Origin of the sequence: Chryseobacterium sp. CBTAP 102 (genome assembly GCF_003201365.1) — a bacterium.
GTDB lineage: Bacteria > Bacteroidota > Bacteroidia > Flavobacteriales > Weeksellaceae > Chryseobacterium > Chryseobacterium candidae.
This window is the reverse complement of record NZ_QICX01000013.1, coordinates 42,760-57,546: the sequence shown is the minus strand read 5'-3', so window position 1 is coordinate 57,546 and position 14,787 is coordinate 42,760. Positions and strand designations below refer to the sequence as shown.

Sequence of the window (14,787 nt, the reverse complement as noted above, 5' to 3'; positions counted from 1 at the left end):
CTAAAACAGAATCAGTATGAAAAAACTTAAAAGAAACGATTTAAGGAAAATTGATGGCGGCCTTATCGCTCCTGTCATTATGTGTGACGAAAATATGAACTGCCCTGCCAATCTGTGCTGTACTTCAGGATACATTTGCAGGGACTGGAGAAAATATCCATGTATTTAAAGAAAAACGGGGAAATATACTTTCTCCGTTTTTTTATAGAATGAATTGAATTTTCTTTATCAGAAATTGTTATCCTTCACATACAATCCGTAAAATCACGGTAAAAATAACAGTGTAATTCCCAATTCGTGAATACATTTTCTCGAATATTTTTTACGAAATTTGCATATTAATTGAGTTTTACCGTAAACCACTAAGCTATGAATACAGAATCAAACAATCCATTACAACCTGGAACCATGTCAAACGGTCTTATCCAGGCTCTGATCGACAATTACCGTCAAAATCACCTTAATGCTATCAATACCAATTTAGGAATAGATGATGCTCATTCCATCTGGTTTGACCTTCCGAAATTAAAAAGCTTTATTGCAAAGATCGAAGAAGAAGCTGCAAAAGTAGATCCTTCTGCTTCTGAGGAAGATCTTGGAATCAGATTTTATTATGCCACTTATCCGAAACAGGAAAACTGGTCTATCATGGACTCTCACCCTGTTCCTGCAGAATATGCCGGAAAACACACCCTGGTACTGATTCCAACATTGAAAAAAGCCGATGAAACAGGGGAACTTATTGATTATGACTTCAATCCTTTCCAAAATACAGACAGCAAACCTTTAGCATTAAACACGCCTTCTGCCAAAGGTATTGAACAAGATGATGACACGGGGCTTGGAGAAAATAGTGGAACACTTATTCCGCCATCACCGCCGATGGGTACATCTTATTAATTACTATTCATTGTTTTAAACACAATATGACTGAGATTCAAAAGATTTTTTCGTCGTTTATGTATTGGGGAGAAGCCGTCGCTGCTATAATCTCCCTAATTTATTATAATCGTGTAAGAAAACAACATTGGAAATACCTGGCAATTTATTTAATTCTTATTTTTCTGTGTGAATCGGCTGTAAAATGGGGAGAAAAACCGCTTAAAATAGACAGGATAAATTTTCACAATTACTTTGTGATTCCATTACAATTTATTTTTTTTTATTGGCTTTACGCAAAAGAATCTCTTAAGAAAACAAAACTATTCTATATCTTAACAGGAATATATCTATTAACATATATTCTCAGAGCAATGTTCTTTCCAGAAAAGAAAGTTATCTTTTCATTCAATTATAATATAGGGTGTTTGCTTTTAATGGCTCTGGTTATTATGGAATATTATAAACAGGTTAATTCATCTGAGATTCTTAATTTCAGTAAAAACAAAATGTTTTATATTAATTTGGGAGTAACGCTCTTTTACATCGCCAACTTACCATTTATGACATTTAACTCCCTTCTTTGGAAATATATAGATATCTGGGATATTTATTTTATATATTTTCAGGTTTCAGGAGCTGTTATGTATATTTTATTTGCAAGTTCATTTATATGGGGAAAACAGAACTCTTAATAACTCTTATTTCATTCAACATCTTTTTTTTGATGTTTGTAATAGCCGTATTTATCTATATCCGGAATTACAGACAACGAAAAAAAGAGTACTTAAACGAAATAGAAAGAAAAAATGAACTTCATCAGAGAGAGCTCCTTTCTACCCAATTGGAAATTCAGCAGGCCACGATGCAGCAGATCGGAAGAGAACTGCACGACAACATTGGGCAGAAACTCACCCTCGTAAGCCTTTATGTACAGCAGATGCTTTATGAAAATAAGGTATCCGAGGCAAGTGAAAGAATTGATCAGGTTTCGCAGATTATCAATCAATCTCTGCAGGATCTCAGAAGCTTGTCAAAAACGTTAACGGATGACAACATCAACCAGAAGGAAATTGTAACTTTGATACAGGAAGAAGTAGATAATACCAATTCCTTTAAAAAATGTCATGTAAGTTTTGAACACAATTTTAAACAACTGGATTTAGGTTTTGTTCATAAGAATGTTCTTCTCAGAATTACTCAGGAATTTATTCAGAACAGTATAAAACATTCCCGTTGTAAAAATATTTTTATCAGCCTTAATACTTCAGAAGATATCCTTTGGGAACTTGATATTCGTGATGATGGAATCGGTTTTGATACTTCACAGATCAAATCCAATGGAATAGGCCTTACCAATATGAAAAACAGAGCAGAAATCATAGGCGCAGGTTTTCGTATGGAAAGCCAGGAAAATAGGGGAACTCAAATCAATATTATCTTAAAAAAACAGTCATGAAAAAATCTATTGTCATTGTTGACGACCATATACTTATTGCTAAAGCTCTGGAAGGAATTATTGGTAATTTCAGTGAATTTGAAGTGATCTATGTAAGTGAAAACGGGAAAGATCTTATCCAGAAATTTGAAGAGGGCAACCCGATTCCTGATATTATTCTTTTAGATATCAGCATGCCTATCATGGACGGTTTTGAAACGGCAGTATGGCTTACAAAAAACCACCCTGATATTAAAATTATGGCACTCAGCATGCAGGGAGATGATAACAGTGTAATTAAGATGATCAGGAGCGGAGCAAAAGGCTATCTGCTGAAAAACACCCATCCAAGAGATCTGGAAACCGCACTTACCAGACTTAATAGCGATGGTTTCTTTTACCCGGATTGGGCTTCCAAAATCATATTTTCCAATTTGAACAAAGAGACAGAAACTGAGATTGCAGTAAGAATTTCCGACAGAGAAAAAGAATTTCTAAAATACACAGTAACCGAACTCAGCTATAAGGAAATTGCAGACAGAATGTGCTGCAGCCCAAGAACAGTGGAAAGCTATCGTGACCAGCTTTGTGAAAAGCTGGATCTCAAAACCCGTGTAGGACTAGCCGTCTTTGCCATTAAAAATGGTTTCGCTAATTAAGTTTTACCGTGAAAAAATTCTTTTAAATATGATTTTAAAAGAAAATAATTTACACAAAAAAATTAAAAACCAAAAATGAATCAGCGAATTAATTTAAATTAAGCAAATATCAATAAATAAGCAAAAACACTAAATAAAACACAAGCAAAACAAGCAAAAATTAACCATAAATCAATAAAACAAAGAAAATTCTTGTATTTTAATTTTAAATAATATAATTTCATATTCTCAACCTAAATGATTTTGATATGAAAAAACTATTATTTGGAGCTTTTATGCTCAGTGTAATGGCTGCATGTAACAATGACAGCATCACCAATCAAAACGAAAACACAACTGACGAAGCAGTAACTACCGCAAGTCTGGTTCAAAGAGGCTGTGCTTCTGAGGAAATCAGACAAGAAGCATTAAAAAAAAGCCCTGAACTCCAACAAAGATTTGCAGCATTAGAAACCAACACAGAAAAATTCGCCAATGACGTGAAGTTTGGAAAAGTTCTTGCCGATGGTACTGTAGAAATCCCGGTTATCGTAAATGTCATCTACAAAACAACAGCTGAAAACGTTTCTAATGCAAGAATTGCAGAACAAATTGCGGTACTGAATGCTGATTATTCCGGCACCAACACTGATGCCAGCAAAATCCCGACTGAATTCCAGACGGTAAGCTCAGGAAATACAAAAGTAAAATTCAGACTGGTAAACACCGTTAGGAAATCCACTTCAAAAACAAGCTGGGCAACTAATGATGATATGAAAAAAGCATCTAAAGGAGGAATTGATGCTACTAATCCTACCAATTACTTAAACTTATGGGTGGTGGGTAAAATGACCAGCCAGGGACGTACCATTCTTGGGTATGCCACTTTCCCTGAATCTGCAGGTTTATGGAATGACGGTGTTGTAATTGCCGCTCCATATTTTGGAAAAACCGGAGCTTCTTCACCTTTCAACCTGGGAAGAACCGCTACACATGAGGTAGGTCACTACCTAAACCTAAGACATATCTGGGGAGATGCCAATTGTGGAAACGACCAGGTAAGTGACACGCCTACACAAACTACAGCAAATTATGGAAAACCTTCTTACCCGCTATACAATACCTGCAGCGGCGTACAAAGATCCGTCATGTTTATGAATTATATGGATTATGTAGATGATGCTGCCATGTTTATGTTCTCTGCAGGACAAAAAACAAGAATGCAGTCTGTAGTAGCTTCTTCTGGTGCAAGATCCGGATTAAGAGTATATTAAAATTATAATCCTTTTACATATTTGAAATCTGTCTCAAGTCTGAGACAGATTTTTTTGTCTCCTACTTTGTTTTCATTTCAGAAATACAAATAATAATGAAAAATATTGAAATCAGATCTGCCATTGGACCTACTGGAATAATCTGCCAAGAAAATAAGTGTCTTCTGACTCTTTAAAAAAAACATTTCAGCCCGATTTATTATAAAAAACATTCTAAAAAACAGCAAAATACTAAAATTATTTACACCCAAAACATACTTAAATGTGAAATATAAAACAAGTAATTGATTTTAACTAAATTCAATACATTCATCATTTACATGATTTAAATTCAATAAAACAGCCTATAAATTAAACATTCGTTAAGTATTTTTAAAAAATAGCTTGCATATTAATTTCAAATACTATAATTTCACATCCTCAACCAAATTATATTATAACGATATGAAAAAATTCTTATTTGGAGCCCTGGTTCTGGGCTTTATGTCGGCGTGCAACAACGACAACTTAACTCATCAAAACGAGACTTCTCCGGATCAGGAAAATACTGTTCCAAGTGCACTTAGAAGAAGCTGTCCGTCAGAAGAAATCAGACAAGCAATGCTTCTGAAAAACCCTTCACTCAAGCAAAAAATAGCTGATATTGAATTCAGTACTGAAAAATTTGCAGAAAATCTTAAAATAGGAAAAGTGTTGGCAGATGGAACTGTTGAAATCCCAGTAGTTTTTAACGTAATTTACAACACTTCTGCTCAGAATGTTTCTGATGCAAGAATTGCAGAACAAATTGCAGTCCTAAATGCCGATTATGGAGCAACCAATTCCGATATCACGAAAATTCCTTCTGCATTTAAACCAGCCGCAGCAGGTGATGTAAAAATCCGTTTCAAATTAGTAGCAACCAACCGCAAACAGAGTACAAAGACAGGATGGAGATCTGATCTGGAACAAATGAAAAAAGCCAGCACAGGAGGAATTGATGCCACTGATGTAACAAAAAACATGAATATCTGGGTTGTCAATTCAATCCTTGATGAAAACAACCAACCCGGAACCTTAGGCTATGCCTATTACCCTGAACATGCAGGGCAATGGTATGACGGTCTTGTCATAGGATATCAGTATATAGGTAAAACTGGTGCTTCTGCTCCGTTCAATTTAGGAAGAACAGTAACACATGAAGTAGGACACTACTTAAACCTTCCGCACCTTTGGGGATCATCTGATGCAGGATGCCAGACGGATTACTCTAATGATACCCCCACATCTCCCGGCCCTAACTATGGAAATCCTACTTATCCTCTGAACAGAGTGTGCGGAGGGGTAAGCCGTTCTCAGATGTTCATGAACTACATGGATTATGTGGATGACAAATCTATGGTTATGTTCTCTGCCAACCAAAAAACAAGAATGCAGGCTGTAGTAGCAGCATCTGGACCAAGAGCAGGGTTAAGGTAATCAAAAAGCTCAGCTAGAATATTATAATAATATTAAAATAGTCTATCTCAATTTTTGGGATAGATTTTTTTAATATTTTTACGCGATTTAAATTTCACTACTACCAAGATGAAAAAAATAGCATTAGCATCCGGAATATTATTGCAATTATGCTTTATTAAAGCACAGGATACTATTCAATCCCGAAATCTCAAGGAAGATCTGGCAGTCATCAATTCAGGGTATACTATTCAGGAGAAAACTCCTTTTTTCCAAAAAGAATGGGTAAAAAAATCAGTAGCTCCTGCCCTTCTTTTTACTGCAGCCGCAGCAACTTGGGGAGAAAAAGAAAATATTCGAGAGGTAAGAAACCGCTATCTTCCCAACTTCAAAGTCAAATATGATGATTATCTGCAATACGCTCCTGCTGTAGCTGTTTACGGATTAAAGCTGGCAGGTGTAAAAGGCCGTAACAATATTGGACGAGCTACTTTATCTTATGGTACAAGTTTAGCCATCATGGCAATTTTAGTTAATTCTATTAAGTATACAGCAAAAGTGGAACGTCCGGATGGATCCAAAAACAATTCTTTTCCATCGGGACATGCTGCTATGGCGTTTACCAATGCAAGCTTTCTCCACAAAGAATATGGTTTGGTAAATCCGGCCTACAGTATTGCCGGATATGGTTCTGCTACTCTTACAGGGCTTGGAAGAAATTTAAATAACAGACACTGGGTTCCGGATATTCTTGCCGGTGCCGGTATCGGGATTATATCAACAGAACTGGGGTATTTTTTTATTGACAAAATTTATAAAAACAAGGGGGATAATTTAAGTATGTTATCCAGAATACAGGGTAACGATTACCCATCTTTTCTTGCGCTGAAAATGGGGACTGCTTTAGGGACAACCAACTTCCTGAAAGAATCTGAACTGGATGATAAAAAACAAATAGGTTTTGAGGGCGGACTGGAGGGCGCTTATTTCTTTTCAAAAAAATGGGGCGTGGGGGCCGATATATCCTTCAGCAGCTTCCCTATTAAATCTCAAAGAATAACATTAGATGACGGGCAGGACTTTGGTGATCATGAAATCAAAACACAATCCATGGGATTTCTTTCTGCCGGCATAGGACCTTATTTTTCTCATGAAATATCAGATAAATGGCAGCTTACGGTAAAGATTACCGGAGGATACGCTGCTACTGCCAACGGAAAAGTATTTGTAAGAGGAGAGGGTATTGATGCTCCCAACCACGAGCTTCAGATAGCCAGCTACAAACCAAAACCAGCTTTCCGATGGAATACTGGTGCTTCTATGACCTACAAGTTCAACCCTGGATTAGGTCTTACTTTCTATACGGATTACAATCAGATCAATTCTACTATCCGCTATTACTTCAGTGATGATATTAAGGAAAGTGCTGAACTGGATCAGGAACTGAACAACCTGATTGCTAAAGAAAAAATCAATTATATTACACTAGGTTTACGATTGACTGCCTATTTTTAAAACAAGAAAGAGGCTGTCTCAAAAGTCAAACAATCTGGCTTTTGTCATTCTGACGAAGGAAGAATATCACTGATAACCAAACACATGAGATTCTTCACTACATTTCATTTCGTTCAGAATGACACTTTTGAGACAGCCTCTTTACTTTTATAAGCTTTTACGGTTGTCATCCGGAGTATAATCCATAAAGATATCTCCGTCCAGCTGTACCGATTTTATTTTCTTCTTAATGGGAATTACAAGGTCAGTCAGTTTTTGATCTTTTTCCCACACAGAAGGTGAAAAATGGAGTTTTTCTGTTGTTCCGTCATCATACGATAATAGAGCATCAAACGGAATTGCAAAGCCCCCTACATTCGCAACATTAATGGTAAGCATGTCATTCATCTGGGATGCACCTGTTACTTTTAAGTCAATATAATTATTGGTATAAAACCAATTCTGGAAAAACCAGTTCAGGTTTTTTCCAGAGCCTGTATTCATAGAATTGAAATAATCCCAGGGCACAGGATGTTTCCCGTTCCAGTTATCCATGTAGTGATGTAATGCTTTTTTGAAGAGTTCATCTCCTAAATAATCTTTCAGCGCCAGATAAGACAATGAAGATTTTACATAAGAGTTGTTTCCATATCCGGCACCGCTTACCTGTGTACTCATCGTAATCACTGGTTGATCCTGTTCTGCAGAAGGATCATTGATCCATCTTTTAACACGGAAGTTTTTGTAAAATTCCTTGGCAGCCGCTTCTCCGTTTTCATCAATACCTATAAGATATTCAAACGTAGTTGCCCAGCCTTCATCCATAAATGCATATCTTGTTTCATTGATTCCCATATAGAAAGGGAAATACGTATGGGCAATTTCATGATCTGCCGTAAGCCTTGCATCATTAAGATCATCAGGAATGCTGGTATCATTAATCATCATAGGATATTCCATATCTGCGTATCCCTGGATAGCCGCCATGACGTTGTAAGGGTATTCCACACCCGGCCAGTTTTTTGAGAACCAATCCAGATTGTAGCGCATCCAGTCTACATAATGTTCAAAATCTTTAGCTCCGTTTTTATATCCGGCCTGAACACTGGCTCTTTTTGTTCTTAACTGAACACTGGCTGCATCCCACACATAATGGTTACTCATCGCAAAACAAAAATCTGTAATATGGCTGGCTTTAAATTTCCAGACGTTCCACTTATTCTGCCTGGTTACTTTTCCGGACTTCATTTCCTGTTCTGTGGCAATATGCATCAGCTTATCACTTTTCAGAGAAGTTTTATATCTTTTTAAATATTCGGGCTGAAGGACAGCTTCCGGATTCAGAAAATCTCCGGTTGCCCAGACTACATAATTTTTCGGTGCGGTGATGGCAAAACTGTAATCATTGAAATCATTATAAAACTCCTGTCTGTCTGAGTGCTGCAGCATATCCCATCCGTTGTAATCATCGTACACGGAAATTCTCGGAAAAGAGTATGCCACATAAAATGTTTCAGGATCAATCTGCCCTTCTCTTCCACTCTGAACTGATAATGGATATTCCCACTCTATTTTAACCTCAGCTTTTGATTTAGCTTTCAGAGCTGATTTTAATTTTACTTTTTCAACCGTACTCCAATCATCACTGTTGATCTCATATTTTACATTGTTTACCGTAAAAGATTTAATTTTCAGTCCAGACGAAAGGAAATCCTTAGACACAAAACCAGATCTTGGCGACTGCGGCTTGTGAAGGTTATTCACAAATCGAATAGCCAGTTCATTCAGATGATCCGGGCTGTTGTTGGTATAAACAATGGTTTCTTTTCCGGAAACTACTTTTGTAGCAGCATCTACTCTCACCTCTACATTATAGACTCCTTTATTCTGCCAGTAGTTTTTTCCTGGCGCTCCGGAGATATCACGCGTTCCTCTTTCATACGCTTTTTTGATATTCCTCGGCATATACAATTCCTGAGCTGACAATTGCAGTAAAGAAACTGCGATCAGCATCCCGGAAAAAATTTTCTTCATAGCAATCTTTTTAAAGATAAGTATCAAAAATAACGAAAATACACCATCATAAGACCATTATTTTACGATAATATTTCACAACAATTGACTTTTTAATTAAAATATTCTACAATCTATCCTGCTCAGCTGTCTTCTTAATTGTTTTTGCATTTTTAACCGATTGATTTCCAAAGTTGAATTTCAATGAAAATGTCACTCCCTGAGTATCGGTATAATCAAGAAAATAATTATCCTGATTCGCATATTTTGTGCTGACCTTCTGCCCCGTGGATCTGAAGATATCACTAAAAACAAGACTGGCTTCCAGTTTTTTACTAAAGAATTTTCTGTTCATTACAAAATAGGCTGACCACAGAGAAGATATCCTGAAAGTTCCCTGTATGCCGGGAGAATAGTAGCGGTGTCCCATTTCCATTTTCCAGTCGCTGCTTTTATCCAGCGTCAAGCTTGTGGAAATATTGGAAACCCAATTCCATACTTTATTTTTATACAATATTCCATCAATTCCTTTGAAATAATTTTCGTTATGTTCCAGATTTTCAGAAAGGATAATATTCCACCAGGATTTCACCTGGAAATTTTTATACAAACTTACTCCGAAAGCTTCTCCTTTCTCAATATTGGTAAAATAATAGATCAGACTATTGGTACTTGGCTCCTGATAGGAAATTTCCATGGAAGGATATATTTCTTTTCTGTAGTACAAATCCATATTCCAGTCTTTCCAGGAATAAGTAAGATTAAGATTGTGGGTAATGGTTGCTTTTAATTTGGGATCTCCCTGATAATAGGAAAACAGATTGTAGTAAGATTTTGCAGGATTCAGCCATGAATAGGAAGGTCTGCTGATTCTTTTTCCATAGGAGAAACCTAATTCCTGTTTGTTTGCTGTGGTATATTGTGCATAAAAAGTGGGAAAAAATTTCCAGTAATTGGTCTTATTCAGTTCATAAGGTTCGGAAACTACGCCTTCAAGATCTGTCATTTCTGCACGAAGCCCTCCTTTGAAACTCCACTTCCCGATATCGTAGGCTAAGGAAGAATACAGGGCAAAATTGTGTTCTTTATAATCAAAAATACTGCTTTTTTCCGGTCTGTATTGTAATGCTCCGTTCTCGTTATCGGAGAAATCAAGTGTACTGCCGGTCTTTACAAAACTATACTTCGTTCCCGATTCAAGTTCCAGTTTTTCCCCTTTCCATTGATAATCGAATTGGGTGGAATACAGCTGAACATCTGCTTTATTCCGGGTAAAGAAGTTATCTTCTTTCGGTGGCTGTCCGGCAAAATTCAGGTAGGTGATTACATTCTGATATTTATCGGCATTATTTCCGGTAAAATAGTTAATCCATGAAAGACTGCTTTTTTTATTCAGTTTTCTGTCTATCTGAAAGCTCACAGAGTTATTGATGGAACGGGAACGGTGATCATTTATAGTGGTATAATCAGATTCTACTCTATCCTGCTGGTTATAGATCAGCGTAGGAACATTGTAGGTTCCGATGGACTTTGGAGAAAAATACCCTGAGTAGTTGAGGCTTAGATTAGTCAGACTGTCCAATTCATATTCCGCATTAAAATTCAGGGTATTCTGGTTATTGTTTTTATCCTTCCTGTTCATCGTACTCACCCATCTGGTTTGGCTTTCCGGATAGTTTACATAATCTGTTCCTTCCCGGTAGTACGTTCCCAGCCCTTTATAATAGCTTCCCATTAAGGAAAGTTTATCTTTTTTAAAATATTGTGAAACACCAAAAACGCCTTTCGCATATTGGGTCTGCACATATTTGGATGAAAGAATACCACGATAGCCTTCGATTTTATTCTTTTTCAGAACGATATTCAGTACGGCACTTCCTGAGGCTTCATATTTTGCAGGCGGGTTGGTAATCACTTCTACTGATTTTACGTCATCTCCCTGTGTATTTTCAAGAAGATTTTTAAGCTCATCCCCTGTCAGCATTACTTTTTTATCATTAATAGTCACCAGAATTCCGGTACTTCCCTTTACACTCAATACACTATTGTTGATGGTGACACTGGGTGTATTTTTTAGGATTTCCCAGGCATTGAGGGAAGAAATATTACTGTTTTCCACATTAAATTCCAGACGATCTACCTTTCTTTTCACCAAAGGCTTGTGTTTTGTCATCACCACTTCTTCTATTTCCTGAGAGTCTTTTTTAAGAATGATATTCAGCATTTCAGGCTCTTTTAAATCTATTTTTTTCTCAAATAAGGAATATCCCTGATTTTTAATAACCAACTTCATCTCCTGTTCTGCGATATCCTCCATCACAAACTTCCCGTTCTCATCTGTTTTCAATTCTTTGATTAATTTATTTTGAGCATTATAAATTTCCACCTTTACTGATGAAAGCTTTTCGTTTTCAGTGTTCACTACTGTTCCTCCCAATTTTTGTTTCTGGGCAAGAATCAAAGCTGGAAAACACAGAAGAAAAAGAATTTTATACATATTTATTTTTTTATCCTAACAAAACCCCTGTTCTGTTCTATGGGTACAAAGTTCTATATTGATTATAAGAAACACGGTTAATAGAAGGTTAATGATGGGTTAATACTTTCTTCTTAAAATAAGAAAACCTGAATTCGGAAATTCAGGTTTTCAAAATCAATACAATATTTTTATGGATAAGGAATTATTTTATCCAGTTCTATTGGATTATAATATTTTTTTATGTTGATCTGTGTTTGCTTGGTCAATCCTGCAAACTCTTCTTTACTTTTGATTTGCTGCCCATTAATGCGTACATTCCAGTCCGGCTGAAATTCGGTTCTCATTCTGGCATAGGGATCATTATAAAACTCCAGATTCAGTTTCACCCATTTCTTAAAGTCAATGACAATAGGAGCCAATGAATAATGCTTTTCGAGAAAGCCTGTTGTATCATATGTTTTGGAAAGATTACTATTTCGCAAAAAAGAATATATAAAATCTTTCTTATCATCTTCCACATACAAAACCAATCCCGGAAGTCCTCTAAATTTATACGGTCCTTCAGGAATATTGATATCCGGAGTAAACCAGGCAGTCCAGTTTCTACCTCCAAACATGGCAGTTGCTTTTTGCAAATTATAACTGTTGATCTTTTTAGTATCAGCCTCTATTTTCCACTGAACATTATCCTCCGTTTCAAAAACATAATAATATGGCATCATTATAATCTGAACAAAGTTTTTGTTTTTATTGGAATTTCTTTTTCGTACAATGGTCTGTCCGGACTGGCTGGTATGCTGATAAGTCATTCCTCCATGAAGGATATTCAAAGAATCGTTTGCTAAAAATTCAAATTCATAAAATTTCACTTCTTCAGGATTGATATCCAGTACCATTTCTTCTTTATCATAACTTGCATCTTTAGGATCAGGCCTGTATTGAAGCTCATATATAAAGCGATGGGTTTGTGCGTTGATGATCATCCCAATCAACAGAATAAAAAAAAACATCTTTTTCATTAAATAGGCTTTTAATTGTCTAAAATTACCAAAAATCATATTAATCATCAGGTTAATAAAAGGTTAATGATAAAAGAATAATTTCTGTAAAATGACTAAAGTTTTATCTTTGTTTTAATGATAGCCAAGAGTAAAATTCTGATTTCGGTTTTTGCCGCATTGTTCCTGCTTTTATTGGGAATCCAGGTTTACTTTATGTATAAAACCTATCAGGTAAAAGAAAGGGACATTTACAGATCCGTGAATGACGGACTTACCAATTACACAGACAGCCTTGAGGATATTCAGGAGGTGAAAGAAAAAAATGATGATTCTCTTCAGGAAATCATTATCAGGTACCATAACAAGGAGATCAACAGAAAAGACTTTCTGAATCATTTCATAGAAAACAGAAAATCTGCCAGAGAAAGACTGATTCATTACATCAACAGCCGCTACCAGAAAGACGGTTACGAAATCTCTGCAAGAATACGGTATCTTTCTATTGTACATCTGCCGGACAGCTCAAAAGTAATTACCGAACCTATTGTTATTTTTGAAACGCAGGATAAGCTTAAAAATCCGCGTATTGCCAGTAACGGAAGCTGGGAAACCTCAACAACCAAAAGAGATGACACGGAAAAAGGCCACGTTGAAAAAAAGAATACTTTCCTTGTTAAAACCCAGACAGATTTTGAGATCAGAAATATAAAAGGTATCGTTTTCAAAGAACTTACCTTATTGATTATTTGCTGTATAATACTTCTTTCGGGAGTTCTTCTGCTTTATATTTTCACGATCAGAAATCTGATCCAGCAGCAGAAGCAGGTGGAAGTTCTCCACAACATTGTGGATAATATTTCACATGAGTTTAAAACGCCTATTGCTACTTTAAAAATAGCTTCCAAAGCATTAAAAAAAGAATGGAATCCTGAAACACTTCCTCTTATTGACAGACAGATTTCCCGGCTTGAAAGCCTGATGCTTCAGCTTCATAAAGATGAAATCCCTGATAAAATGACCGCTGTACAACCTGAGGACTGGAACTTTTTCATTCAGGATCTTTCTGTTACTTATCCAGATACTGATTATAACCTTGAAAATACAGTTTCACAAGAGCTTCCTTTTGATAAAAACCTGATGGAAACAGTCATTAAAAATCTTTGTGAAAACAGTGTAAAATACGGATCATCGGCTATTCAAATACACATCCGCAATAATTCTCAACAATTGGAGGTCGAAGTTTCTGACAACGGCCAAGGTATGGAAACGAAAGAACTCAATACTATTTTTGAAAAATTCTACAGAATACAGAATAACAATATTCACAACAGCAAAGGTCTTGGGCTGGGACTTTATTTCGTGAAAAAGATCATTGCGAATTATGGCGGAAAAATAGAAGTTTCCAGTCAAATCTATAGAGGCAGTACTTTTAAAATATCAATTCCTTATGAAAACTAAAATTCTTCTGGCAGAAGATGATCCGGATTTCGGAATGATTCTTAAACAATATCTTGAATTGGAAGATTTTGAAGTCAGCTGGTTTCAGAATCCGGAAGATATCGTACCATTGGTTCATGCTGATTTTCCTTTTCAGATCGGAATTCTGGATGTGATGATGCCCAATATCGATGGCTTTTCTCTGGCTAAAATGATCATTAAGGAAAAAAGTTATTTCCCATTGTTATTTTTAACAGCTAAAAATCAAAAAATAGACCGATTGACCGGATTGAAAATAGGTGCTGACGATTATATTGCCAAACCATGCGATCCTGAAGAGCTTGTTTTACGGATTAAAAACATTCTGAAAAGGACACTTCCCGCCGTTACAGAAAGTCAGCTAAAAATAGGAGAATTTGTACTGGATACCACTAAGCTTCTATTGTCACATGCTAACGGAAACAATCGATTAACCATACGGGAACAGGAGCTGCTTCTGTATCTTCTGAAGCACAACCGATCCATCATTACAAGGGATAACATTCTGGATAATCTCTGGGAAACGAATGATTATTTTACCGGAAGAAGTCTTGATGTATTTATCAGCAGACTTCGTAAGTATTTCAACAGTGATCCTAAAATAAAAATCCAATCCCTAAGAGGAATTGGATTTGAAGTCGATTTTCCAACCAACTGA

General features: G+C 36.2%; 12 protein-coding genes. 9 read left to right on the top strand and 3 right to left on the bottom strand.

What is annotated here, in order from left to right:
- Positions 1-16: 16 nt before the first annotated feature.
- The 7 genes from C8D70_RS20895 (at position 17) to C8D70_RS16590 (ending at position 7,181) form a co-directional block, all read left to right on the top strand.
- On the top strand, positions 17-169 hold the full coding sequence (locus tag C8D70_RS20895; protein ID WP_168802051.1) for a hypothetical protein: 153 nt from the start codon (positions 17-19) through the stop codon (positions 167-169).
- A gap of 200 nt (positions 170-369) precedes the next feature.
- Positions 370-900: a hypothetical protein gene (locus C8D70_RS16620; protein WP_110368058.1), complete on the top strand. Its 531-nt coding sequence runs from the start codon at positions 370-372 to the stop codon at positions 898-900.
- Between the two features lie 706 nt (positions 901-1,606).
- Entirely contained in the window at positions 1,607-2,338 is a 732-nt protein-coding gene (locus C8D70_RS16610) for a sensor histidine kinase (RefSeq protein ID WP_228408054.1), read from the top strand.
- Positions 2,335-2,976, top strand: coding sequence for a response regulator transcription factor (locus C8D70_RS16605; RefSeq protein ID WP_110368055.1), 642 nt, complete (start codon positions 2,335-2,337; stop codon positions 2,974-2,976). Before C8D70_RS16610 ends, C8D70_RS16605 begins: the two co-directional genes overlap by 4 nt.
- Before the next feature lie 248 nt (positions 2,977-3,224).
- Positions 3,225-4,229, top strand: a complete 1,005-nt coding sequence (locus C8D70_RS16600; protein ID WP_110368054.1) for a zinc metalloprotease — start codon at positions 3,225-3,227, stop codon at positions 4,227-4,229.
- Between the two features lie 444 nt (positions 4,230-4,673).
- Positions 4,674-5,687 (top strand): zinc metalloprotease, encoded by a 1,014-nt coding sequence (locus C8D70_RS16595; protein WP_110368053.1) that lies wholly within the window; start codon positions 4,674-4,676, stop codon positions 5,685-5,687.
- Positions 5,688-5,795: 108 nt separating this feature from the next.
- Positions 5,796-7,181: a phosphatase PAP2 family protein gene (locus C8D70_RS16590; protein ID WP_076596888.1), complete on the top strand. Its 1,386-nt coding sequence runs from the start codon at positions 5,796-5,798 to the stop codon at positions 7,179-7,181.
- 147 nt (positions 7,182-7,328) lie between these two features.
- Here the strand turns inward: C8D70_RS16590 and C8D70_RS16585 are convergent, their stop codons facing one another.
- From C8D70_RS16585 to C8D70_RS16575, 3 genes are all read right to left on the bottom strand, one after another.
- Positions 7,329-9,194, bottom strand: coding sequence for a M1 family metallopeptidase (locus C8D70_RS16585; protein WP_110368052.1), 1,866 nt, complete (start codon positions 9,192-9,194; stop codon positions 7,329-7,331).
- Between the two features lie 106 nt (positions 9,195-9,300).
- Positions 9,301-11,670, bottom strand: coding sequence for an outer membrane beta-barrel family protein (locus C8D70_RS16580; RefSeq protein ID WP_110368051.1), 2,370 nt, complete (start codon positions 11,668-11,670; stop codon positions 9,301-9,303).
- Positions 11,671-11,840: 170 nt separating this feature from the next.
- Positions 11,841-12,671 carry a GLPGLI family protein gene (locus C8D70_RS16575; protein WP_181416149.1) on the bottom strand — a complete coding sequence of 277 codons (831 nt, stop codon included), beginning with the start codon at positions 12,669-12,671 and terminating at the stop codon, positions 11,841-11,843.
- 117 nt (positions 12,672-12,788) lie between these two features.
- Here C8D70_RS16575 and C8D70_RS16570 point away from each other — a divergent pair, with 117 nt between their 5' ends.
- On the top strand, positions 12,789-14,111 hold the full coding sequence (locus C8D70_RS16570; protein WP_110368049.1) for a sensor histidine kinase: 1,323 nt from the start codon (positions 12,789-12,791) through the stop codon (positions 14,109-14,111).
- Complete coding sequence (locus tag C8D70_RS16565; RefSeq protein WP_110368048.1) at positions 14,101-14,787, top strand: response regulator transcription factor; 687 nt, start codon at positions 14,101-14,103, stop codon at positions 14,785-14,787. The genes C8D70_RS16570 and C8D70_RS16565 overlap by 11 nt, the downstream gene beginning before the upstream one ends.